Origin of the sequence: Streptomyces sp. P9-A4 (assembly GCF_036634195.1) — a bacterium.
GTDB lineage: Bacteria > Actinomycetota > Actinomycetes > Streptomycetales > Streptomycetaceae > Streptomyces.
In genome coordinates, this window is the sequence record NZ_JAZIFY010000001.1 from 4,137,459 (window position 1) to 4,159,073 (window position 21,615).

Annotated in this window: 22 protein-coding genes; 9 read left to right on the forward strand and 13 right to left on the reverse strand. The window is 71.2% G+C overall.

Annotated features, from left to right (window positions below; genetic code table 11):
* The first annotated feature begins 217 nt into the window (after window positions 1-217).
* Together V4Y03_RS18655 and V4Y03_RS18660 are read left to right on the forward strand one after the other, a co-directional pair.
* Window positions 218-757 (forward strand): GlcG/HbpS family heme-binding protein, encoded by a 540-nt coding sequence (locus V4Y03_RS18655; protein WP_332435637.1) that lies wholly within the window; start codon window positions 218-220, stop codon window positions 755-757.
* Between the two features lie 105 nt (window positions 758-862).
* Window positions 863-2,275, forward strand: coding sequence for a M1 family metallopeptidase (locus V4Y03_RS18660; RefSeq protein ID WP_332435638.1), 1,413 nt, complete (start codon window positions 863-865; stop codon window positions 2,273-2,275).
* Between the two features lie 13 nt (window positions 2,276-2,288).
* On the opposite strand, the gene V4Y03_RS18665 is transcribed toward V4Y03_RS18660, so the two are convergent.
* The 3 genes from V4Y03_RS18665 to V4Y03_RS18675 form a co-directional block, all read right to left on the reverse strand.
* Window positions 2,289-2,963 (reverse strand): hypothetical protein, encoded by a 675-nt coding sequence (locus V4Y03_RS18665; protein ID WP_332435639.1) that lies wholly within the window; start codon window positions 2,961-2,963, stop codon window positions 2,289-2,291.
* 118 nt (window positions 2,964-3,081) lie between these two features.
* Window positions 3,082-3,612 carry a GNAT family N-acetyltransferase gene (locus V4Y03_RS18670; protein WP_332435640.1) on the reverse strand — a complete coding sequence of 177 codons (531 nt, stop codon included), beginning with the start codon at window positions 3,610-3,612 and terminating at the stop codon, window positions 3,082-3,084.
* 64 nt (window positions 3,613-3,676) lie between these two features.
* Window positions 3,677-4,252, reverse strand: coding sequence for a TerD family protein (locus V4Y03_RS18675; RefSeq protein WP_030321928.1), 576 nt, complete (start codon window positions 4,250-4,252; stop codon window positions 3,677-3,679).
* A 114-nt stretch (window positions 4,253-4,366) separates the two neighbouring features.
* Between V4Y03_RS18675 and arfB the strand changes: the two genes are divergently transcribed.
* Complete coding sequence (arfB, locus tag V4Y03_RS18680; RefSeq protein ID WP_317875681.1) at window positions 4,367-4,804, forward strand: alternative ribosome rescue aminoacyl-tRNA hydrolase ArfB; 438 nt, start codon at window positions 4,367-4,369, stop codon at window positions 4,802-4,804.
* Window positions 4,805-4,846: 42 nt separating this feature from the next.
* Here the strand turns inward: arfB and V4Y03_RS18685 are convergent, their stop codons facing one another.
* The gene (locus tag V4Y03_RS18685; protein ID WP_317875682.1) at window positions 4,847-5,407 is read right to left on the reverse strand and encodes a flavin reductase family protein; all 561 of its coding nucleotides are present in this window, start codon (window positions 5,405-5,407) and stop codon (window positions 4,847-4,849) included.
* Between the two features lie 331 nt (window positions 5,408-5,738).
* Here V4Y03_RS18685 and cdgB point away from each other — a divergent pair, with 331 nt between their 5' ends.
* Window positions 5,739-7,589, forward strand: a complete 1,851-nt coding sequence (gene cdgB / locus V4Y03_RS18690; RefSeq protein ID WP_332435641.1) for a diguanylate cyclase CdgB — start codon at window positions 5,739-5,741, stop codon at window positions 7,587-7,589.
* A 95-nt stretch (window positions 7,590-7,684) separates the two neighbouring features.
* Window positions 7,685-8,650, forward strand: a complete 966-nt coding sequence (locus tag V4Y03_RS18695; protein WP_317875684.1) for a CBM35 domain-containing protein — start codon at window positions 7,685-7,687, stop codon at window positions 8,648-8,650.
* A 66-nt stretch (window positions 8,651-8,716) separates the two neighbouring features.
* On the opposite strand, the gene V4Y03_RS18700 is transcribed toward V4Y03_RS18695, so the two are convergent.
* The 3 genes from V4Y03_RS18700 to V4Y03_RS18710 form a co-directional block, all read right to left on the reverse strand.
* Entirely contained in the window at window positions 8,717-9,643 is a 927-nt protein-coding gene (locus V4Y03_RS18700) for a 1-phosphofructokinase family hexose kinase (protein ID WP_332435642.1), read from the reverse strand.
* 128 nt (window positions 9,644-9,771) lie between these two features.
* Window positions 9,772-10,926: an N-acetylglucosamine-6-phosphate deacetylase gene (gene nagA / locus V4Y03_RS18705; protein WP_332435643.1), complete on the reverse strand. Its 1,155-nt coding sequence runs from the start codon at window positions 10,924-10,926 to the stop codon at window positions 9,772-9,774.
* Window positions 10,926-11,876 (reverse strand): ROK family protein, encoded by a 951-nt coding sequence (locus tag V4Y03_RS18710; RefSeq protein ID WP_317878254.1) that lies wholly within the window; start codon window positions 11,874-11,876, stop codon window positions 10,926-10,928. The genes nagA and V4Y03_RS18710 overlap by 1 nt, the downstream gene beginning before the upstream one ends.
* Before the next feature lie 223 nt (window positions 11,877-12,099).
* Between V4Y03_RS18710 and V4Y03_RS18715 the strand changes: the two genes are divergently transcribed.
* The 4 genes from V4Y03_RS18715 to V4Y03_RS18730 all read left to right on the forward strand — a co-directional run bounded on the left by V4Y03_RS18715 (window position 12,100) and on the right by V4Y03_RS18730 (window position 15,774).
* Window positions 12,100-13,380, forward strand: a complete 1,281-nt coding sequence (locus tag V4Y03_RS18715) for an ABC transporter substrate-binding protein (RefSeq protein WP_317878253.1) — start codon at window positions 12,100-12,102, stop codon at window positions 13,378-13,380.
* Window positions 13,381-13,537: 157 nt separating this feature from the next.
* On the forward strand, window positions 13,538-13,798 hold the full coding sequence (locus tag V4Y03_RS18720; protein ID WP_317878252.1) for a DUF3263 domain-containing protein: 261 nt from the start codon (window positions 13,538-13,540) through the stop codon (window positions 13,796-13,798).
* A 32-nt stretch (window positions 13,799-13,830) separates the two neighbouring features.
* Window positions 13,831-14,673 carry a trehalose-phosphatase gene (gene otsB / locus V4Y03_RS18725; protein ID WP_332435644.1) on the forward strand — a complete coding sequence of 281 codons (843 nt, stop codon included), beginning with the start codon at window positions 13,831-13,833 and terminating at the stop codon, window positions 14,671-14,673.
* A 726-nt stretch (window positions 14,674-15,399) separates the two neighbouring features.
* A complete protein-coding gene (locus V4Y03_RS18730) occupies window positions 15,400-15,774 on the forward strand; it encodes a helix-turn-helix domain-containing protein (protein WP_332435645.1) in 375 nt (124 codons plus the stop codon).
* 76 nt (window positions 15,775-15,850) lie between these two features.
* Here the strand turns inward: V4Y03_RS18730 and V4Y03_RS18735 are convergent, their stop codons facing one another.
* The 6 genes from V4Y03_RS18735 to V4Y03_RS18760 all read right to left on the reverse strand — a co-directional run bounded on the left by V4Y03_RS18735 (window position 15,851) and on the right by V4Y03_RS18760 (window position 21,452).
* Entirely contained in the window at window positions 15,851-17,029 is a 1,179-nt protein-coding gene (locus V4Y03_RS18735; protein WP_332435646.1) for a serine hydrolase domain-containing protein, read from the reverse strand.
* Between the two features lie 54 nt (window positions 17,030-17,083).
* Window positions 17,084-17,653: a 2OG-Fe(II) oxygenase gene (locus V4Y03_RS18740; protein ID WP_332435647.1), complete on the reverse strand. Its 570-nt coding sequence runs from the start codon at window positions 17,651-17,653 to the stop codon at window positions 17,084-17,086.
* Window positions 17,650-19,029, reverse strand: coding sequence for a cysteine--tRNA ligase (cysS, locus tag V4Y03_RS18745; protein ID WP_332435648.1), 1,380 nt, complete (start codon window positions 19,027-19,029; stop codon window positions 17,650-17,652). The genes V4Y03_RS18740 and cysS overlap by 4 nt, the downstream gene beginning before the upstream one ends.
* A gap of 51 nt (window positions 19,030-19,080) precedes the next feature.
* The gene (locus V4Y03_RS18750) at window positions 19,081-20,010 is read right to left on the reverse strand and encodes a hypothetical protein (protein WP_332435649.1); all 930 of its coding nucleotides are present in this window, start codon (window positions 20,008-20,010) and stop codon (window positions 19,081-19,083) included.
* A gap of 13 nt (window positions 20,011-20,023) precedes the next feature.
* Window positions 20,024-21,145, reverse strand: a complete 1,122-nt coding sequence (locus V4Y03_RS18755; protein ID WP_332435650.1) for a sugar-transfer associated ATP-grasp domain-containing protein — start codon at window positions 21,143-21,145, stop codon at window positions 20,024-20,026.
* Between the two features lie 103 nt (window positions 21,146-21,248).
* Entirely contained in the window at window positions 21,249-21,452 is a 204-nt protein-coding gene (locus tag V4Y03_RS18760; protein ID WP_332435651.1) for a hypothetical protein, read from the reverse strand.
* Between the last annotated feature and the right edge of the window lie 163 nt (window positions 21,453-21,615).

Sequence of the window (21,615 nt, forward strand, 5' to 3'; positions counted from 1 at the left end):
CCTGGGGATATCAGTCCATCCTGGCCCGGAGGGACCACGAGGGCATCAGCCGATCGGCTGACCCGGCCGTCCTCCGGTGTGCGTGAGGAGGGCAGCCGGACCGTGGACCGGGCGGCCCCGGTTCCGGCCACAGGATTGGTTGCAGAGCGAGGGAGCAGCACGAAGCCCCGCCACTCGGCAGACCTCCTCACCGCATCCCACCCTCACGGAGTTCCTCATGAAGAAGATCCTCTTCGGTGCCACCGCCGCCGCCGTCATCGCCGCCGGTACCTTCGGCGCGGTCTCCGCGAACGCCTCCGCCCCGGCCGCCGCCCCCGCCGCCGCGATCACCGCCGACGCCGGCAACGCCGACCTGCGGCAGTCGACGCACCTGACGATCGAGGCCGCGACGAAGGCCGCGCAGGCCACGCTGGACGCCGCCGAGAAGGAGAACCAGCGCGTCTCCGTCGCCGTCGTCGACCGCAACGGCAACACCGTCGTCACCCTCCGCGGCGACGGCGCCGGCCCGCAGTCCTACGAGTCGGCCGTGAAGAAGGCCTACACCGCCGTCTCCTGGAACGCCCCGACCTCCGAACTCGCCAAGCGCCTCACCAACGCCCCCACCCTCAAGGACATCCCCGGCACCCTCTTCCTCGCCGGCGGCGCCCCGGTCACCGCCAAGGGCGCGCCCATCGCGGGCATCGGTGTCGCGGGCGCCCCCTCCGGCGACCTCGACGAGAAGTTCGCCCAGGCCGGCGCCGCCTCGCTCGGCAAGTAGCCGCCAGGGCCGACCCGTCGGCAGCCCCCACAGCTGGTGATGGCGCCCGGATCCCCCGCCGGGCGCCATCACCTTTTCCGTATCCATCCTGCTTAGGATCGATACGTGACCCAGCGCCCCCGCACCGGAACAGCCGCGGGCGGCCTCGCCGCCGCCCTCACCGCCCTCGCGCTGCTCGCGGGCGGCTGCAGTGGTTCCACCGGGGGTGTCAGGGGTACGCCCGGCTCGGCCGGGGTGCGCGACCCGTACTTCCCGAAGCTCGGGAACGGCGGCTACGACGTCGGGCACTACGCCCTGGACCTCGCGTACGACCCCGGGACCGGGCGGCTCACCGGCACCGCCGAGATCACCGCCCGCGCCACCCAGGACCTCAGCGCCTTCAACCTCGACCTGGCGGGCCTCACCGTCGACGGGGCGACCGTCGACGGCGCGCCCGCGGCGGCCAACCGGGCGGGGAACGAGCTGACGCTCAGACCGCACGAGGAGATCCCGGAGGGCGCGGAGTTCCGGACGGTCGTCACGTACGCGGGGGTGCCCGAGCGGGTCACGGACGCGGACGGCTCCGAGGAGGGCTGGCTGCGGACGGCCGACGGGGCGGTCGCGGTCGGCGAGCCGACCGGCTCCATGACCTGGTTCCCGGGCAACCACCACCCCTCCGACAAGGCCGCGTACGACATCACCCTGACCGTCCCGGCCGGTCTCGAAGCCCTCTCGAACGGGGTCAGGACGGCCCGCCGGACGGATCCGGACGGCCGCGTCACCACGGTGTGGCACGAGCCGGAGCCGATGGCGAGCTATCTGGCGACGGTCGCGATCGGCCGGTACGAGACGAAGGCGGCGAGCACCCCGGACCCGGCGGTGCCGGTCCTGACCGCCGCCGAGCGGTCGGTCGCCGCGCGGAGTGCGGCGCTACGGGACGAGGTCCCGCAGATCATCGGCCGGCAGGTACGGCGCTTCGGCCCGTACCCCTTCTCGGCCGCCGGGGCGACGGTCACCGCCGACGGCACCCTCGACTACGCCCTGGAGACCCAGACGCGGCCCGTCTTCCCCGCCGCCTCCTTCGACCGGACGACGCTCGTCCACGAACTGGCCCACCAGTGGTTCGGGAACTCGGTGACGCCCGCGACCTGGCGGGACCTCTGGCTGAACGAGGGCTTCGCGACGTACGCCGAGTGGCTGTACACGGAGGAGTACGAACACGTCCCCGCGCGGACGCACTTCGAGCGGGCGTTCGCGCAGGAGGCCAACTGGGCCTTTCCGCCGGCCGCACCGCCCTCCGCCGAGAACCTCTTCGACCCGCCGGTCTACCAGCGGGGTGCGATGGTCCTGTACAAGCTGCGCGAGACGGTCGGGGACGCGACCTTCGACGAGATCCTGCGAGGCTGGCCGGCGAAGTACCGCCACGCCAACGCCACCACGGCCGACTTCACCGCCTACGCGCAATCCGTGGCGGGCCGGAACCTCGACTCCCTGTGGGACGTGTGGCTGTACGGCGACGAACGGCCGGCGACGCCCTAGCCACCGTGTCCGGTCACGCGTCGGGGTTCTTCCCCGCCGCGACCTTGAGGACGCGGTCGACCATCCTCTTCGCGATGGGCTGCATGTCCCCGGTGCCCTTCAGGTCCGTCCCCCACAGGGTGATGACCACCGTTCCGGCCCGCAGAACGGCATTGGCGCTGTACTCGTCCTCGGCGAGCTTCTCCGAGAAGGCGTCCGTGTCCTCCGCGCCCGTCGTGATCTTCAGAGGCCGGGCGTCCTTGGCGTCCTTGCGTTCGGTGGCCGAGAGGGCCTTGGCGGTGACGGCCGCGTTCTCGGCGGAGTCGAACGAGTAGACGTTGACGAACATGGTCTGCCCGTCGACGTCCGCCTTGAACTGCTCCAGCGTCTGGTTCTCCAGCACCCTGAGCGCCATCGCCGTCAGCCCCGCGCATCCCGTCCCCGCGTCGGCTCCGCAGCGCTCCACGGCCTCCGCGCCCTCCTTGGCCGCCTCGGGACTGCGACCGCCCCACGCCTCGGGGATCCCGGCGTTACCGGAGAGGACGGTCTGCAGCTGGGTCCCGGTCAGCACGGCCGGGGCCGTGTCCTCGTGTCCTTCGAGCGAGTCGCCGTTCTGCCGCCCGCCGTTCACCGGGTCGGGGCCGGCCGTGTCCCCGCCGCCACCCCCGCACGCGGTCAGCGCGGCCACGAGAGCCGCCGACATGGCCATCACACGTACCGTTGCGCGCACTGCAACCCCCGTACATCGCTGATTACTTGACTCCCAGTCAAGCGCAGGGCGATGCCCGGCCGCCACCAAGAAGGCGACGCGAGAGGCGGGCTGCCCTCTACTCCTCCGTGAGGCCCTTGCGCATGACCAGGCACGGGCGGCCGTGCGCCCGGTCCCGGCGGCGGGCGATCTCCTCGTAACCGAGGGAGGTCCAGAAGGCCAGTGCCTTCGGGCTGTTCTCCAGGACGGCGAGCCGCAGGCCGGTGCGGCCGGCGGCGCGGAAGCGGTCCTCGACGTACGCGGCGAGCCGGCGTCCGTGGCCCGCGCGCCGGACGTCCCCGTGGACCAGGAGGAGTCCGAGCCACGGATCGGGATCGTCCGGGTCGGGGTGGTGGGCGAGGGTCACGGCGACCGCCACGAGCCGGCCCTCCGAGCGGGCGAGGAGGACCTCGGAGCCGGGCTGGGCCAGTTCGTCGGCGAGGGAGGCCGCGATCTGCTCCGGCCGGACGTCGGACGGATCCGGGAAGTCTCCGCTGAGCTGGTGGAACTCCTCGTTGGAGGCGTACAGCGCGGTGAGTTCGGTGAGCAGCGGGCCGGGGAGGGCCGCACCGTCCTCCAGGGCCTTGGGCGCGAGGGCTTCGACGATCACGTGCCAAAGGGTAGAGCCCCGGCCGGGGATCCGGCCGGGGCTCAGGGGTGCCGCGGGGCGTCGGTCAGAGGTTGACGCCGAAGTCGCGGGCGATGCCCTCGAGACCCGAGGCGTAGCCCTGGCCGACCGCGCGGAACTTCCACTCGGCGCCGTTGCGGTACAGCTCGCCGAAGACCATGGCGGTCTCGACGGCGGCGTCCTCGGAGAGGTCGTAGCGCGCGAGCTCGGCGCCGCCGGCCTGGTTGACGATGCGGATGTACGCGTTGCGCACCTGGCCGAAGTTCTGCGAGCGGTTCACCGCGTCGTAGATGGAGACCGGGAAGACGATCTTGTCGACGGTCGGCGGGAGGGCCGCGAGGTTGACGTTGATCTGCTCGTCGTCGCCGCCGCCCTCGCCGGTGCGGTTGTCACCGGTGTGGACGATGGTCTGGTCCGGCGTCGACTTGTTGTTGAAGAAGACGAAGTGCGCGTCGGACGCGACCTTGCCCGCGGCGTCCACACCGATGGCGGAGGCGTCGAGGTCGAAGTCCGTGCCGGTGGTCGTACGGACGTCCCAGCCGAGGCCCACGGTGACGGCGGCGAGGCCCGGGGCCTCCTTGGTCAGAGAGACGTTGCCGCCCTTGGACAGGCTCACAGCCATGGAAAGTCCCTTTCATCGTGATGTCTTGCCTGGAGGAACGCGCGTGTGCCTCCAGCGGTTCCCGGAAGCTTCCGTGCGAAAACAGGATGACTCCGATGGCTCTGTACGGGGAACATGGAAGGCATGTCCGGTCCGTATCCCATTCGCGGCTCCGTCTCGCTCCCCGAGGCCGAGCTCCAGTGGCGTTTCTCGCGTTCCTCGGGTCCCGGCGGACAGCATGTGAACACCAGCGACTCGCAGGTCGAGCTGCGCTTCGACCTCGCCGCCACGGAATCGCTGCCCGAGGTGTGGAAGGCCCGCGCGCTGGAGCGCCTGGCGTCCCGCCTGGTCAACGGCGTCGTGACGGTCCGGTCCTCGGAGCACCGCTCCCAGTGGCGCAACCGCGAGACGGCGGCCGTCCGCCTCGCCGCACTGCTGGCCGAGGCGACGGCCCCGCCCCCGAAACCCCGCAGACCGACGAAGATCCCCCGGGGCATCAACGAACGCCGCCTGCGGGAGAAGAAACAGCGCTCGGAGACGAAGAAGACCCGTCAGTCGCGCGACTGGGGCTGATCCCGGCGGGTCCTGGCCGGCCGGGGCCGTGACCCCGCGGCCTCAGGACAGGTGCCGGTACTTCCCCTGGTAGTACATGAGCGGGCCGCCCCCCGAGTGCGGGTCGACGGTCAGGACCCGGCCCACCACCAGCGTGTGGTCGCCCGCCACGACCCTGCTCTCCGTGCGGCACTCCAGGACCGCGAGCGCGCCGTCCATCAGCGGGGCGCCGCTCTCCTCGCCCCGGGTGTACGGCAGGTCCGCGAACAGCAGCCGGTCGCTCACGCGGTTCTTCATCGCGAAGCGGCCGGCGACGTGCCGCTGGTTCTCGCCGAGCATCGACACCGCCCATACGGGCACCTCGGCGAGCAGGTCGTCCATGCGGGAGCCGTTGCGGAGGCTGACCAGGACCAGCGGCGGGTCGAGGGAGACCGACATGAAGGCGGTCGCCGTCATGCCGACGTCCTCGCCACGCGGGCCGTCGTCGGGGTCGTGCGCGGTCACCAGGACCACGCCCGCCGCGAGGCGGGACATCGCCGCCCGGAAGTCGTCGTTGCTCACCCCCTCAGCATGGGGGATGGCCAGATCGGACACGGGGGGAGTGGCGGGAGTCTTCTGGAGCACATCCGCACGCTAGTCCGGGTCCTCCGGTGCCCGCATCGGGCTCGGGGACCAGTCCGGGACCCCCGCCGGACCTAGGTCTCCGTCGTGCAGGGCCGGTGTTCCCGCGTCGGGCCGGTGGCCCCGGCACCCAAGGGCCGACCGGGTTGTAGGCGACCCGCCCATGACCTGCTGTGACTTGAGTCACAGAGGCTAGTATTTGCTGACCCTGTGTACCGGGTGTGCAGCTCGCTGTGATTCAGTGGCGATGACAGTGCACGGTAAGTCGTGACTGTGCACCACGAAGCCGATGAGAACCCTGGAGTTGCTGTCGAGGTCTCGGGGAGAGCGAGCGATGGAGACCGAGTCGGAGCCGTACGTCCGTCTCTCGACCCTGCGGCAGCTGCATCAGGTCGTGGCGGACCTCAACACCGCGCGCAGCCTGGCCGACACCCTGCAGACCGTCGCCGACGGTGTGGTCGTCGGTCTCAACTACGAGCTGTGCTGCGTCAACCTCGTACGCCCCGACGGTGACCTCGTCGTCGCCGCCTTCGCCGGAAGCACCGCCGCCGAGGCGCTGATCACCGGCCGGGTCGGCTCCCGCGCCTCCTGGGAGCGGCGCCTCTCCATGGCGGACTCCTGGGGCGACCTGCGGTTCATCCCGCACACCGAGGGCTGGGTGCTCATGGAGGACGACGTCCCCCAGTGGCACACCGACGGCCCCGCCCCCCGCTTCGAGGACGAGTGGCACCCCCACGACCGCCTCTACGCCCCCATGTACGCCTCCGGCTCCGGCCGCGAACTCCTCGGCGTCATATCCGTCGACCGCCCGCGCAACGGCCGGCACCCCGGCCCCTGGGGCCAGGAGGCGCTCCAGATGTACGCCTCCCAGTCGGCCATCGCCATCAGCAACGCCCGCCTCCGCTCCAACATGCAGCGCGCCCTCGTCCGGCTGGAGCGCGAGCAGCAGGCCCTCCGCGCCAGCGAGGAGTCCTTCCGGCAGGCCTTCGAGTACGCCCCCTCCGGCATGGCCATCGCCGAGATGGGCGGCGACCAGCACGGCCGTCTCCTCCGTACCAACGACGCCCTGTGCCGGCTCCTCGGCCGGCCCGCCTCCGTCATGCGGCGCTACTCCTTCGCCGACCTCGTCCACCCCGAGGACATAGGGACACTGCTGCGGACCTCCGCCGAGGGCGGCCGGGCCGAGCTGCGGCTCGGGCGGCGTGACGGCACGTACGTGTGGGTGTCCCTCCGTAACTCCGTCGTCGCCGACACCGCCGACGGCCCCCGTTTCCTCCTCACCCACGTCGAGGACATCGAGGAGCGCAAGCGGCACGAGCTCCAGCTCGCCCATCGCGCCTCGCACGACGCCCTGACCGGCCTCCCCAACAGCGCCGAGCTGCGGTCCCGGCTCTCCGCCCGCCTCTGCGAGCGCCCGACGGCGCCCGGCCCCGCCGTCGAGGTCGCGTACGGCGGGTACGAGACGCCGGGGTACGACTCCCAGCGCGACGGCGGGTACGAGACGGCGGGGTACGGCACCGAGGGGTACGACTCCCAGCGCGACGGCGGATACGACACCGGAACCGGCCCCGGCACCGGGCACGACGGCGGCTACGACCCCGCGTACGACTCCGGCGACTCCGGCCGCCCCGGCCACGACCCCGCTCCCACCGCTCCCTCCGGCTACGGCGGCTCCCCGTACGAGCACGCCCACGAGCACGGCTTCGGTTTCGAGCCGGCCGGCGTCGGCCCGTACGACCACCACGTCCACACCGTCGCGCCCACGGACGGCGACGTCGACGACGGCACCAAGGGGCTCGCCGTCCTCTTCTGCGACCTCGACGGCTTCAAGTCGATCAACGACCGCTTCGGGCACCACACCGGCGACGCCGTCCTCATCGAGGTGGCCCGCCGGCTCACCACCGGCGTCCGCGACGGGGACACCGTCGCCCGGCTCGGTGGTGACGAGTTCGTCGTCCTCGCCGACGGCCTCGGCGCGGCCGACGCCGCTGACCTGGCCGTACGCCTCCGCAACGCGATCATTCCGCCCATCCGGGTGGACGGGCGGGCCGTTCGGGTGGGGGCGAGCTTCGGCATCGGATGGGCCGAATGCGGGATGACGGTGGAGGAGGTCCTGAACTCCGCCGACCAACGGATGTACGTGGAGAAGCGCTCCCGTGCCAAGGTCCACCGCCGCGCCGGCTGAGGCGCCGGACACGCCCGGGCCCGCTTCGGCGGCTGCTCCGTTCGGGGTAGGCTCGGCCGGTCGGCGACGGCTGGCGAGCATGGAGAGGAACCCGGATGGCTGCCGGTAACGACGGCGCGAACACGCCCGAGAACGACGACCCGTTCGGCTACCTGTACGAGGACGGTCAGGCGGCGGGCGCCCAGCCCCCGCAGGGCGGTGGCTACGGCTACCCCGGCCCCGCGCAGGCGCAGCCAGGCGTCCCCCGCACCTCGTACAACCAGGTCAGGACGGTCGGCGAGCGCCAGTACGGGCAGCCGCCGCAGGGTCAGCAGCCCTACGTGCCGCCGCAGCAGCAGGCCCCCTACGGGCAGCCGCAGGCGCAGTACGCCGCCCCCGAGACGTACGGCGGCCAGCCGCCCCGCCAGGCCCCGCAGCAGCAGCACCACGGCGGCTCCGGCCGCGGCCCGAACACCAAGGGTCTGCTGATCGGCGCGGTCGCGGTCGTCGCGGTCGTCGTGATCGCCATCACCGCCGCTGTGATCAACAACTCTGGCGGCGACAACAAGGACAAGCAGGCCGGCGGCGGCACCGCCCCCACCGCGCCCACGACGGTCTCGGAGAAGCCGAGCGACGAGCCGAGCCCCGACAAGACGCCGGTGGAGCTGCCGAAGCAGGAGGCGGCCACCCTGAAGCTGGGCGGTTCCGCGAGCCTCGCCAAGGACGTCCCGGGCGCCGAGGGTGCGGACGGCACGTACGTCGGCGGCTTCAACCAGGTCGGTTCCTCGGTGACGTGGAAGGCGAACATGCCGGTGGACGGCAAGTACCGCCTCACCGTGCGCTACACGATTCCCGCGGTCGACGCCTTCGCCACCCTGACGGTCAACGGGAAGCCGAACTCGCAGCCGATCGGACTGAAGAACTTCATCAAGTCCTCGGACCCGAACCTGGAGAAGAACTGGCAGACCACCTGGGCGCCGGTCGACCTCAAGAAGGGCGAGAACGAGATCAAGATCTCGTGCGAGACGGGCAACCAGTGCAACGTGCTGCTCGACTGGCTGGAAGTCGTCCAGGCCCCGTAGGGCAGACCCCGTAGGGCCGGTTCCGTGGGGCTGATACCCCACGGCGCGGTCGCTACGGTCCGGTCGCTACACCCGCGCCGACTCCTCGGTCACCTTCACCCGGGGCAGCAGTTCCTCGTACGCCGCGCGGTCGAACTCCCCGGCCACCGGGGAGAGCACCGTCGCCGCCGAGAGGGCGACCGCCCGGGTCAGCCGTTCGGGCCAGGGGGCGTCGTCGGCCAGGCCCGAGAGCAGGCCCGCTACCGCCGAGTCGCCCGCGCCCGTCGGGTTGCCCTTCACCGCCGCCGGCGGGGCCGCGCGCCACAGGCCCTCCGGGGTGGCGGCGAGCAGGCCTTCGGGGCCGAGCGAGGAGACGACCGTGCGCGCGCCCCGGCCCCGTGCCTCGCGCGTCGCGCGCAGCGGATCGCGGGAGCCGGTGAGCTGGGCGAGTTCCTCGGCGTTCGGCTTGACCAGGTCCGGGCGGGCGGCGATGCCCCGCCGCAGCGGCTCGCCGCTGGTGTCCAGGAGGACGGGGACACCGGCCGTCCTGGAGAGCCGGACGAGTTCCGCGTACGCCCCCACGTGGATGCCCGGCGGGAGGCTGCCGCAGAGCGCGACCGCCGAGGCACCGTCGAGGAGTTCCGTGAAGCGGTCGCGGAAGGCGGTCCACTCGGCGGCCGAGACGGTCGGTCCGGGTTCGTTGAGCTGGGTGGTGTCGCCGGTCGTCGCGTCGACGATCGCGACGGTACGGCGGGTGGGGCCCGCGGTGTCGACGAGTTCGTCACGGACGGGCGTCGCGGCGAGTTGTTCGCGCAGGACGGCGCCGGTGGCGCCGCCCGCGAAACCGGTGGCGACCGTCTCGTGGCCGAGGGCCGCGAGGACCCGGGCGACGTTGAGGCCCTTGCCGCCGGGGCGTTCGATGACCTGGGTGACGCGGTGGGAGGCGTGCGGGGTGAGGGCGGGGACCCGGTAGGTCAGGTCCAGCGCCGTGTTGAGGGTGACCGTGAGGATCAAGACCTGTCCACCCTCCGTACTCCGTGTGAAGTCCTGCGGAACGTCCGCTCCGACGGGCACCGATCATGCCAAACGAAAAGCGGTTGGCCCAGACCCCCGGGCCAACCGCTCTCCTGAGTGACACCTGATCAGACGGCTGTGCCCGCCGTCGGGTCGACGATCCACTCGCCCTTGCGCATGACGCCCTTGATGTCGAACGCGGCGTCGAGGACCACGATGTCGGCGTCCTTGCCGGGCTCCAGGGAGCCGACGCGGTCGTACACGCCGAGCAGCCGGGCCGGGTTGGCGGAGATGGCCTGGACGACCGCTTCGACGGGGAGGCCGTCGATCGTCGCGGCGCGCTTGAACGCGCGGTCCAGGGTGAGGGTGGACCCGGCGATGGAGCCGCCCTCGACGAGGCGGGCCACGCTGTCCTTCACCTCGACCTCCAGCGGGCCGAGCATGTAGCGGCCGTCGCCGAAGCCCGCCGCGTCCATCGCGTCGGTGATGAAGGCGACCCGCCCGGGACCCGCGTGGTGGAAGGCGAGCTCCAGGGCGGCGGGGTGCAGATGGGTGCCGTCGTTGATGAGCTCGACGGTGATCCGCTCGTCCTCCAGGAGGGCGGCGATCGGGCCGGGGGCGCGGTGGCCGAGCGCGGGCATCGCGTTGTAGAGGTGGGTGGCGACGGTGGCGCCCGCGTCGATGGCCTCGACGGTCTGCTCGTACGAGGCGTCGGTGTGGCCGATGGCGGCGATCACGCCGTGCTCGGCGAGCAGCCGTACGGAGTCGATGCCGCCGGGCAGCTCGGTGGCGAGGGTGACCATCTTGGCCTGGCCGCGGGCCGCGTCGATCAGCTTGCGGACATCGGCCGGGTCGGGGTCGCGCAGCAGCGTCTCGTCGTGGGCGCCCTTGCGGCAGGGGGAGATGAACGGGCCCTCGAAGTGCAGGCCGGCCAGGTCGCCCTGCTCGGCGAGCTCGGAGAGCAGCCCGGCCCGCCGGGTGAGGAAGTCCATCTCGCCGGTGACGAAGGAGGCGACGACGGTGGTGGTGCCGTGCAGCCGGTGGGTGTGGACGCCCTTGAGGACGTCGTCGACGGTGCCGGAGGTGAAGGACGCGCCGCCGCCGCCGTGGTTGTGCATGTCGACGAAGCCGGGGACGAGCCAGTGGCCGGTCAGGTCGAGGGCGGGGGTGGCCTCGGGGGCCGCGCCCGCGATGCGGTCGCCGTCGACGATCACGCGTCCGTTCTCGACGATCCCGGTGGGCAGCACGACGTGTGCGCCGGCGAGAACCTTGTGATCGGCCATCAGGCGGAAACCTCCGAGTCGGTGGGGCGCTGTTCGGCGAGCAGGTCCCAGGCGAGGAGGCCCGCGCCCAGGCATCCGGCGGTGTCCCCGAGGGCCGCCGGGACGATGGCGGGCAGCTTCTGGAACGTGACTCGCTCCTCCACCGCGGCCCGAAGTGGTGTGAACAACGTTTCCCCGGCCTCGGCGAGTCCGCCACCGATGATGAGCGTGCGGGGGTCCAGCAGGGTGAGCGCCGTGACCAGGCCGTCGGCGAGGGCGTCGACGGCGTCCTGCCACACCCGTACGGCCGTGGGGTCGCCGGATTCGACGGCCTTCGCGCAGTCGGCGGCGTCGGCCTCGGGGTCGCCGCTGGCCCCGGCCCAGGCCTGGGAGACGGCGGAGGCGGAGGCGTACCGCTCCAGGCAGCCGCGCTGGCCGCAGCCGCACTCCGTACCGCCGGGGCGGACGACGATGTGGCCGATCTCGCCGGCGTAGCCGTGGGCGCCGGCCTCGATGCGGTCGCCGATGCCGATGGCGCCGGCGATGCCGGTGCCGAGGGGGACGAAGAGGAAGCGGTCCGCGCCGTTGCCCGCGCCGATACGGCCTTCGGCGAGGCCGCCGGTGCGCACGTCGTGGCCGAGGGCGACGGGGATGCCGCCGAGCCGGCGGCTGAGGAGTTCGCGCATGGGAACGTCGCGCCAGCCGAGGTTGGCGGCGTAGACGGCGATGCCGTTCTCCGCGTCGACGATTCCGGGGACGGCGACTCCGGCGGCCGCGGCGGGCTCTCCGTACCGCTCGGCGCCGAGGCTTCCGAGTTCCTCGGCGAAGCCGAGGATGGTCTCCACGACGGCCTCGGGCCCGCGGTCGCGCCCGGTGGCGCGGCGGGCCTCGTGGAGCAGCGTGCCGTCCGCCCCGACAAGGGCGGCCTTCATACCGGTGCCGCCCACATCCAGGGCGATGACGTGTCTCACGAGGGACAGTTTGGCGCGGGAGGACCCAAAAGGTCTAGTCCACTGCTGAGGATTGTTGCGTACGGATACAAATTCGGGACCAGCCATGGGCCCATCGTCCCCTTGGCGTTGCGGAAGTGATACCCCAGTGGTGTAGACCTCATACCCGCCGCCGGGAGAGACTTACGGCCCTGCGCAGAGCAAACGTGCGGCTCGATGCAGCTCAACGACGAGCAAAAGGTGGATGAAAAGCGTGCAGCGGCGACGATTCCTTGGACTGACCGCGGCCGCCGCCGCCCTCGGGCTGACCGCCACGGTCGCCGGCTGCGGCTCCCTCGGCGGCGACGCCGGCGACGTGACCCTGAGACTGGTCGCCGCCGACTACGACCTCACGGGCGGCGACACCACCAAGAAGTACTGGACCGACCTCGTCGCCGCCTTCGAGGCGAAGCACCCGGGCGTCAAGGTCGAGGTGCAGATCGAGTCCTGGGACGACGTCGACCGCAAGGTCGCCGAGATGGTCAAGGCCGACAAGGCCCCCGACATCGCGCAGATCGGCGCCTACGCCGACTACGCCGCCGCCGGCGAGCTCTACGCCGCCGACGAACTCCTGTCCATCCCCGTCCAGGCCAACTTCCTCGCCCCGCTCGTCTCCGCCGGCGAGCACAAGCGCACCCAGTACGGCCTGCCGTTCGTCGCCTCCACCCGGCCGCTCTTCTACAACCAGGCCCTCTTCGACGACGCCGGGGTCGAGGCCCCCACCAGCTGGGACGAGCTGGCCGCCGCGGCCGGGAAGCTGAAGGACAACGGCGTCCGCACCCCCTTCGCGCTGCCGCTCGGCCCGGAGGAGGCCCAGGCCGAGGCCCTCATGTGGATGCTCAGCGCCGGTGGCGGCTGGACCGACGGCACCGACCACTACACGGTCGACTCCGACGCGAACGTCCGCACCTTCGAGTGGCTCAAGAAGAACCTCGTCGGCAAGGGCCTCACCGGCCCCGTCGCCCCCGGCAAGCTCAACCGCAAGGCCGCGTTCGCCGCCTTCGCGAACGGCGAGGTCGGCATGCTCAACGGCCACCCCTCGCTCCTGAAGGAAGCCGCCAAGAAGGGCGTCAAGGTCGGACAGGTCCCGCTGCCCGGCGCCGACGGCCCGGCGAAGGCCGCGATGGGCGTCGCCGACTGGATCATGGGCTTCAAGCAGAACGGTCACCGCAAGGAGATCGGCGACTTCCTCAACTTCGTCTTCAGCGACGAGAACGTCCTCAAGTTCGCCGGCGACAACGACCTCCTGCCGGTCACCGTCAGCGCCTCCGCCCGCATGGAGACCGAGCCCGAGCACGCCAACCTGCGCGTCTTCCTCAAGACGCTCCCGGACAGCCAGCTCCCGCCGGTCGGCAAGACCTCCTGGGCGAAGGTCAGCGAGAACGTGAAGCAGAACATCGGCAAGGCGGTCACCCCGGCGGGGCGTCCGGCGGACGTGCTCGGGGCGATAGGCAAGGTGGCCACGGCGGCTGAGGCGGCGGAGTGAGCCGGGTGACCGGCAGCACGGCGGAGGCGGAGTGACCTGGCCGGCGACCGGCGGCGGTCGGCGTCACGGCGGTGGCCGGCGTCACGGCGCCGGCCGGGAGCGCGGAGTGCGCCGGGTGGGGACGGCGGCCGGGACCGCCGGGTAATAAGTTGGTCGTATGAGCGAGGAACAGGGCGTGGCGGGCGACGACGAGGGCGGGCTCGGTGAGCGCGAGCAGGCCCTGCTCGCCGTCGAACGCCGCTCCTGGCCCGGCCCCGGCGCCAAGGAACGAGCGGTCCGCGAGCGCCTCGGCCTCTCCCCGACCCGCTACTACCAGCTCCTCAACGCCCTCCTCGACGACCCGCGCGCCCTCGCCCACGACCCGGTGACCGTCAACCGGCTCCGCCGCGTCCGCGCCGAGCGCCAGCGGCGCCGCTGACGCGGAGCCCCTCCGTCGGTAGGGTCGGGAACATGGTCAGCAGCCTCCCGCACCCGGCCACACCCGCCGGCCGCGACGGTCTGGCCGCGCTCCTCGCGCGGCCGTCGAAGGCCGTCGTCGCCCTCGACTTCGACGGCACCCTCGCCGAGATCGTCCCCGACCCCGAGCAGGCCCGCGCCCACCCCGGCGCCGTCCCCGCGCTGGCCGCCCTCGCCCCCGAGGTCGCCTCGGTCGCCGTCGTCACCGGCCGCCCCGCCGGGGTCGCCGTCCGCTACGGCGGCTTCGCCGGCGTCCCCGGCCTTGAGCACCTGGTGGTCCTCGGCCACTACGGCGCCGAACGCTGGGACGCCGTCTCCGGCACCGTCAGGGCCGCCGCCCCGCACCCCGGCGTCGCCTCCGTCCGCGCCGAACTCCCCGGCTTCCTGGACCGGGCGGGCGCCTGGCCGGGCGTCTGGATCGAGGAGAAGGGCCGCGCGGTCGCCGTCCACACCCGCCGCGCCCAGGACCCGGAGGGCGCCTTCGAGGCGCTCAAGGGCCCGCTGGGCGACCTGGCCGTCGCCCACGGTCTGGTCCTGGAACCGGGCCGCATGGTCCTGGAGCTGCGGCCGCCGGGCATGGACAAGGGCGTGGCGCTCGCGAAGTACGTACGGGAGGTGGGCGCCGGGTCCGTGCTCTACGCGGGCGACGACCTGGGCGACCTGCCGGCCTTCGCCACCGTGGAGAAACTCCGCTCCGACGGCACCCCGGGCCTGCTGGTGTGCAGCGGCTCCGGGGAGGTCCCGGAACTGACCGACCGCGCGGACCTGGCGGTGCCGGGCCCGGCGGGGGTGGTGGAGTTCCTGACGGAACTGGCGAGGGCGGTACGGGAGGCCTGAGGCCCCGCCGTACCGCCCTCGACCGCTTTCCTTGTGGACCCGTGGACCCGTACGGCCCCCGCGTGGAGTACTCCCTGACGAAGGGCGGCATCCGCCTGAACGACGCCCTCGAACCCCTGGCGGCGTGGGGGAGGGAACGGCGGAAAGAGCGACCGGTCACCTGAGCCCCGGCGGAGGGCGTTCGTGGCCTCGGCCCACGAACGCCCGCCCAAGCGGCGGGAAAGCCGGACGGTCGTCCGCCACGTGTGCACGGTGCGCACCCACCGAGCCTGGCCACGCCTCCCTTTGACGTCACGGTCTCGGCTCACGGCGGCCGGCGGGTGCCCGGGGCGAGGGTGGGGCACCCCCGAGGAACGGAGCGCAGCGAGTACCGCAGGGGATCCCGTACGGCGGGTGCGCTTACCTACTTAAGACGGAGCGGTCCTCACGAGCCGCTGAGCTGCACGTTTAAGTGAAAGGTCACCCAGAGCTGGGTGTGATTACCCAGAATTGAATGAGATCGGATAGAGTCCATCCAGTTCTGGATGGAACTCGTCAGGGATGCATGAACTGATGCATCCCTACCCGTCGTCTATTCACCTGTGGGGGTAATCTATGCGTGCAGGCCGGAAGGTGACCCGGATCGAGACCGTGAATCGGTCGACGGGCGAGGTGAACGACCTCACCGTCCATTCGTCCGTCTCGGTCGCAGCCGGTCTCTGGTTCAGAGGAGGAGGTTTCACCACGATGGGATACGCGGCACACCTGGCACTCGCCGATGCCGACCTCAGCGCGGCGTCCTTCAGGCTGTTCCACAAGATGTGCGCCATCCAGAACCGCAAGGACCACGGCCTGGTCATCGTCGAGAGCCAGACCAAGTTCGCCGAGCTGGTCGGAATGTCCCAGTCCTCGGTGTCTCGCGCTCTCCGGCAGCTCGCCGACCACGGATTCATCTACGCCGACGGCCGGAACTGGCGTCTGCGTGCCGACTTCGTGTTCAACGGCAACGGCGCCGCCCAGGGGCAGGCCATCCAGAACATCCCCGCCGGCGCCCCTGACCCGTACACCGGGAAGGGCGCCGAGCTGACCGTCATCGACGGCGGCAACGACAGCGACGCGTGAGCGACGGAGGAATGGGGAGACGGTCGGCTCGTGCCGATCGCTGTGTATCCCCGGGCTCAAGGGCCGCTGGACCTTTTCAGGAGCGCACGAGAGCCCTTCGCAGCGCTTCGGTCAGTGCAGCCGCACGTACATCGTCGGCCCCGCTCATGATGTTGTTCATCGCGTACCCGAAGGCGACGCCGTGCCGCGGGTCGGCGAAGGAGAGTGAGCCGCCGCGGCCGGTGTGACCGAAGGCGTTCGGGCCGGTCATCAAGTTGCCTTCGGCGGGGAGCATGTAGCCGCTGCTGAATCGGCTTGGGAACACCAGCACCTGGTCCTTGCCACTGGCCTGCTCTTCGGTCGCTGAAGCCAGGGTCTCCGGGGCGAGCAGGCGCACGCCGTCGACCTCGCCGATCAGCGCGGCGTACATCCGGGCCAAGGCCCGTGCGGTGCCGATGCCGTTGGAGGACGGGAGTTCTGCGGCCTGCACCTCGGGGGAGTCGAAGTCGATCGCGGCCGGGTCGGTGACAGCAAACGCCCGGTTGCTGAAGGAATTCGGGTCGCGCCAGGCGGCGACCTGTTCGCGAAGTTCCTCGGGAACCAATTCGGCGGCCACGGTGGTGAGGTCGACGGCCGGGCGCTGGTACGCCATGCGGCTGACTCGGTTGCGTTCGCCTGCCGGCAGGCCGATGAAGAAGTCCAGCCCGAGCGGGCCCGCGATCTCGTCGGCGAAGAAGCGGCCCGGCGAGCGGCCGGAGACTCGGCGGATCACCTCGCCGACCAGCCAGCCCCAGGTCCGTCCGTGGTACCCGTGTGCGGTGCCTGGAGTCCACAGGGGGCGCTGGGCCGCCAACGCTGCGGCCATGGGATCCCAGGCCAGCGCCTCGGCCAGCGGCAGCGGTTCGTCCAGGGCGACGAGACCGGCCTGGTGGGACAGCAACCAGCGCACGGGGATGTCCGCCTTGCCGTTCGCCGCGAACTCCGGCCAGTACTTCGCCACCGGAGCGTCGAGGTCCAACATGCCGCGCTCGGCCAGCATGTGCGCCGCGGTCGCGGTGGCTCCTTTGGTCGCTGAGTACACCAGTTGCAGGGTGTCCCGCGTCCAAGGACGGCCGGTGTCAACGTCGGCGACGCCACCCCACAGATCCACCACCGGCCGGCCGTGCCAGTAGACGCACACGGCCGCGCCGATGTCCCCGTGCTGGGTGAAGTTCGCAACGAACGCCTCGCGGACCGGTTCGAACCCGGGCGCCACCTCACCGTTGATCGTCGTCATACCGTTCATCCTGGCAGCCGCGCTGCCGCAGCTGACAGGAGAAGTGGCCTCTGCTCAGAGGCAGTCGGCAGAGACGCGTACGACGAGGGTGACGCGTTCGCCCCTCGTGATCGGCCGTACGCCGTGGATGTGGTCGCGGGTGGCCGGGAAGGCGACCAGGGTGCCACAGGGCGGCTTGATCTCCTGGGCGGGGTTCTCGAAGAACAGCTTGCCGCCGCCGTAGGAGTCAGGGGTGTTGAGCGAGACCACGAGGGTGAGGTCGCCGCCGACGACGGGCTGTCCGTTGGTCCGGGCCCGCTCGCGCTCGATGTCGGTGACCTCGTCGTGGTGGGCGACGAAGCCAACGCCGGGGCCGTAGCGGTAGACGACCGCCGGCTGGGTGGGTATCCGTTGCGGGGCGATCTCGAAGTGGCCACGCAAGTGGGCGGCGCAGTGCGAGATGACCGCCTCCTCCAGGTGCGTCGGGACCTCGACGTACTCGCTCTTGCGCAGCGATTCGTCGATGACGCCCTGGTAGGTACGCGGGCGGGCGGTCTGGTTCTTCACGTGGTCCATCAGCGCTCCGCAGAGGCTGAGGGGGATGGCGCTCTCTACGACGAGCGGTAAGCGGCTCTTCCAGGTCATGAAGTGGTCTCCTTCCACCAACGGGTGCCTTCGGGCGAGTCCTCAAGGACGACGCCCTGCTGGGTGAGCTGGTCGCGGATCGCGTCGGCCTCGGCGAACTTCTTCGCCGCGCGGAGCCGGTCGCGTTCCTTCACGAGTTCGTCGACGGCGGCGTCGCTTTGGGCGGCGCCGGGGATGTCGAAGGTTCCGAAGAGGTTGTTCACGTCCTCGATCAGCCGCAGGGCGGCCGGCCCGGCCGGTTCCTCCATGCGGTTCTGCTCGCGGATGTACTGGAACAGGACGGCGAGGGCACCTGGGGTGTCGAAGTCGTCGTCCAGGCGCTCGCGCATCTCCTTCCAGGCGTCCGTCGCGCGTGCGGCGTTCGCCGGGCTGTCTGCGTGCGCGGGGTCGATGGTCCGGGCGAAGTTCTCGATCCGGCGGCGTGCCCCTCGGGCCTGCTCCAGCGTGGAGTCGCTCAGCTCCATGGAGGAGCGGTAGTGCTGGGAGAGGAAGGCGTGCCGCAGGGTCCGGAAGTCCGTCCGGGTGAGGGCGTCGCGGATGGTGAGGAAGTTGCCGGTGCTCTTCGACATCTTCTCGCCGTCGACCCGCAGGAGACCGGTGTGCATCCAGTAGCGGGCCAGAGGCTCGATGCCGGAGGCGGCTTCCATCTGGGCGACCTCGGCCTCGTGGTGCGGGAAAATGAGGTCGACGGCGCCGCCGTGCAGGTCGTAGGAGGGCCCGAAGAAGGTCTCCGTGATCGCGGTGTCCTCGATGTGCCAGCCCGGACGGCCCGGTCCCAGGTCGGTCTCCCAGAACGGCTCGCCGTCCTTGCGGCCCTTCCACAGCGCGAAGTCGCCCGGGTTGTGCTTCTTCGAGTTGTCGTCGATCCGCGACACCGAGTCCTCGGGGCGCAGGTCGGTGCGACCGGAGAGCTTGCCGTACGCGGGGAACGAGGCCAGGTCGAAGTACCAGCCGTCGTCGAGCTGGTAGGCGTGGCCCCGCTCGATGAGTCGCTTGATCTGGTCCACGATCGCGTCGATGTGGTCGTGGGCCCGCGCGTGGACGTCGACGCGGGTGTTCCCCAGTGCGGCCATGTCCTCCAGGTACTGCTTCTCGAAGAGCGCCGCGATCTCCTCCGGCGGGACGCCCTCCTCCGCTGACCGCCGGATGATCTTGTCATCGACGTCGGTGATGTTCTGGAGGTACGTGACCCTGTACCCGCTCACTTCCAGGTACCGGGCGATGAAGTCGAACTGCGTGTACGTCTTCGCGTGCCCGACGTGGCTGGGGCCGTACACGGTGGGTCCGCACACGAACATCCGCACCTCGGCCTCCCGCTCGGGGCGGAACTCCTCGGTCTGGCTGGTCAGCGTGTTGTGGACCTTGATCGACATCATGCCTCCTGTGTAAGCGGATCACGCAGCGTACTGACGCCCGGACATAAGCGTCTAACTGGAACCGCCGCGCTCGCCGAAGGGAACGAATCGCGCCGCCGGCTGATCGGCGAAGACCGACGCCTCTCCTCCGAGGAGGTGGTGGTTGGCCCGCTGGTACGCCTTCCGCACGGCCTCGATCGCCCCGGGGCTGAGGTCCATCCCGACCGCGCGGCAGAACTCGCTCAGGGCCTCGCACCGCCGCTCAAGGTCAACCATCGACAGCGGGTCGCACTGCTGGGCCTCGATCAGCAGGTTCTCCTGCTCACCGCTGATCAGGCCGAGTGCACTGAGGGAGTACAGCTTCCACTTCATGTTCGGCAGCAGCTGGCCCGAGCGGGCGTACATCCAGTCCACGACCTCGTCCAGCGCCCCGGAGAGGACGAAGTGGCCCGTGGGCACTCCGACCCGCCGTGCCATCCGCAGCGGGATCTCGCGCACGTCCCAGGTGAGCCGGTTGTGCAGCCGGTAGGTCTCGCCCTCCAGCAGCTGAAGCTGCTCCCGCGACTTGTGAGAGATCAGGGCCCCGAAGACTTCCTCGCGGTCGAACAGCGGCTCGCCCTTGTTCCCGTAGGCGTCGCACTTGTCGCTGTTCCACGCCGTGCGCGGGTCGGCCTCGTACTGGAAGAGGAGCTGGTGGACGTTGACCTCCATGCGCCCCCAGGAGACCGGCAGGTGGAAGCTGAACTCCGGGATCCAGGCGGGGAGACGGTCGCGGACCAGGGCGTACGTGTCCGCCGGCCGCGACCTCCACTCGTCCTCCGTGATCGGGACGTCGAGGACGACGGCCAGGTCGAAGTCGGAGTCGGTGCTGAACCGCGTGACGTTGCGGGGCGCGACCGCCGAGGAGGACAGGACGTAGAGCGCCTGGACCTCGGGCATCGTCTTGAGCGTGTCGAGCAGACCTCCGGCAGCGGCGCGGGCCTGCATTCTCAGGTTTTCCACGGGAACTCCTTGGTCAGATGATCGGGCGATCCATCACGGAGCGGAGCGCGGGAACGAGCTCCAGCGCGACGCCGCCGTGGGTGCGCTGGATATGTGCGAGGGAGGGGCTGCTGTTGCCCTCGATGACCGCAGGTCCGCCGGGTGTCAGTGCGATGTCCCAGCCGATGAAGGGCACCTGCGGGAACAGGCGCGCACAGCGCTCGGCCAGCTCTCGGACCTCCGTCATGCGGGAGATACGGTGGTCGGCGAACGGAACCGAACTGACCCCGTGGCGGGTGTGGGCGTTCAGGTATCGGTCGTAGCCGTGGCGGTCGAGTCGCCCGTCGGGGTGGACTCGGATCTGCATGCCGCCGGCGGCCGAGTTGTCCGTGGTGCTCTCGGTGCCGCCGAGTTTCAGCATCACGTAAAGGACTTCGGCGGCGCCTTCACGCAGCAGGGTGATCACGCGGAACGTGTTGAGGGCGTATGGGTTCAGCACGTCCAAGTCGGGATGCTGCGGCACGTGCTGCTCCACCAGCCACGTGCCCCACCGCTGCGCGTAGGCCGGCAGGTCGAAGGCGTCCTCACCGGGCCGCACGATCACGACGCCGGACCCACCACTGGAGTAGCGGGAGGGCTTGACCACCACGCGGCCGAGTCCGGACGCGTGGTCGAGGACATCCGCCAGCGGCACCACATCACCAGCGGACGTCGCACCCGTGCGGCGGTCACCGCTCGCGATGAGCGCGGGCTGCGGGATGTCGGCGGACGCGAGGATCCTCTTGCAGGACGTCTTGTCGTCCAGGTCGATCGCGTCCCGGTTCACGCGGGGAAGGAGCCGGTGGAACAGGGCGCTCTCCGGCAGGTACGAGCAGGCCCGCTCGGACGACACCTCGCGCCGGTATCCGCCGTAGCGGAAGTAGTGGAACGGCAGGCAGCGCCACCGCGTGGTGACCTTCACCAAGTCCCCGGCGATGCGGGCCAGGCTCTTCCTGTCCTTGTCGCGCAGCATCGCCGGCAGGTGCTCGCTCCGCAGTTGCCGCACCTGGTAGGGGAGAAACCGCGCGCCGGACACGCGGGGAAGGACCTGGGTGCGGAACCACTCCTCGGTCACGGCCTGGCGGTGGTTGAAGCCGCGGTTCGCGGTACGTCTCATGGTGCTCCTCCCGTTTCTCAGTGGTCCGGGGTTCCGGCGAAGGCCAACGTGACGACGAGCGCACTCACGACGATCACGTAGGCCACGACAGCGAGGCGCTGCCTCATCGGGCGGGCCCGATGTTGTCGGCGGCGGTGGACCAGGCGATGCCGTTCGCGGGCTGGATGTAGGCGATGCGGATGAGCCGGCCGCCGTGCCTCTCGTGGACGACTTCGGTCAGCTCACCTTCACCGCGGCTCGCGATGTCGCGGACCAGGCGGTGAAGGAGGGGGTGGTCCTCCCGGCCTTCGGCGTCGACCGGATTCACCGCTCGGACTCCTCGCGATCGCTCGCTCCGCGCCGGAGGAATCTCTCCCACCCGGCTCCGGCGCGGGCTCGGAGGGCCGGACTCGGACCGGTCGGCGGCTCGGGAACCGTGTGCTGTCGTCCGCTGTCGCCGGGCGTACGGACGGGCAGAGGCTGGCTCATCA

Bases quoted from the DNA above. Each gene is read 5' to 3' on its own strand.
- V4Y03_RS18735 (WP_332435646.1), bottom strand. From the start codon at position 17,029: ATGACGACGATCAACGGTGAGGTGGCGCCCGGGTTCGAACCGGTCCGC.
- nagA (WP_332435643.1), bottom strand. From the start codon at position 10,926: ATGGCCGATCACAAGGTTCTCGCCGGCGCACACGTCGTGCTGCCCACC.
- V4Y03_RS18665 (WP_332435639.1), bottom strand. From the start codon at position 2,963: ATGGCCATGTCGGCGGCTCTCGTGGCCGCGCTGACCGCGTGCGGGGGT.
- cdgB (WP_332435641.1), top strand. From the start codon at position 5,739: ATGGAGACCGAGTCGGAGCCGTACGTCCGTCTCTCGACCCTGCGGCAG.
- V4Y03_RS18675 (WP_030321928.1), bottom strand. From the start codon at position 4,252: ATGGCTGTGAGCCTGTCCAAGGGCGGCAACGTCTCTCTGACCAAGGAG.
- V4Y03_RS18755 (WP_332435650.1), bottom strand. From the start codon at position 21,145: ATGAGACGTACCGCGAACCGCGGCTTCAACCACCGCCAGGCCGTGACC.
- arfB (WP_317875681.1), top strand. From the start codon at position 4,367: ATGGAAGGCATGTCCGGTCCGTATCCCATTCGCGGCTCCGTCTCGCTC.
- V4Y03_RS18730 (WP_332435645.1), top strand. From the start codon at position 15,400: ATGGGATACGCGGCACACCTGGCACTCGCCGATGCCGACCTCAGCGCG.
- V4Y03_RS18720 (WP_317878252.1), top strand. From the start codon at position 13,538: ATGAGCGAGGAACAGGGCGTGGCGGGCGACGACGAGGGCGGGCTCGGT.
- V4Y03_RS18695 (WP_317875684.1), top strand. From the start codon at position 7,685: ATGGCTGCCGGTAACGACGGCGCGAACACGCCCGAGAACGACGACCCG.
- V4Y03_RS18715 (WP_317878253.1), top strand. From the start codon at position 12,100: ATGAAAAGCGTGCAGCGGCGACGATTCCTTGGACTGACCGCGGCCGCC.
- cysS (WP_332435648.1), bottom strand. From the start codon at position 19,029: ATGATGTCGATCAAGGTCCACAACACGCTGACCAGCCAGACCGAGGAG.
- otsB (WP_332435644.1), top strand. From the start codon at position 13,831: ATGGTCAGCAGCCTCCCGCACCCGGCCACACCCGCCGGCCGCGACGGT.
- V4Y03_RS18655 (WP_332435637.1), top strand. From the start codon at position 218: ATGAAGAAGATCCTCTTCGGTGCCACCGCCGCCGCCGTCATCGCCGCC.
- V4Y03_RS18740 (WP_332435647.1), bottom strand. From the start codon at position 17,653: ATGACCTGGAAGAGCCGCTTACCGCTCGTCGTAGAGAGCGCCATCCCC.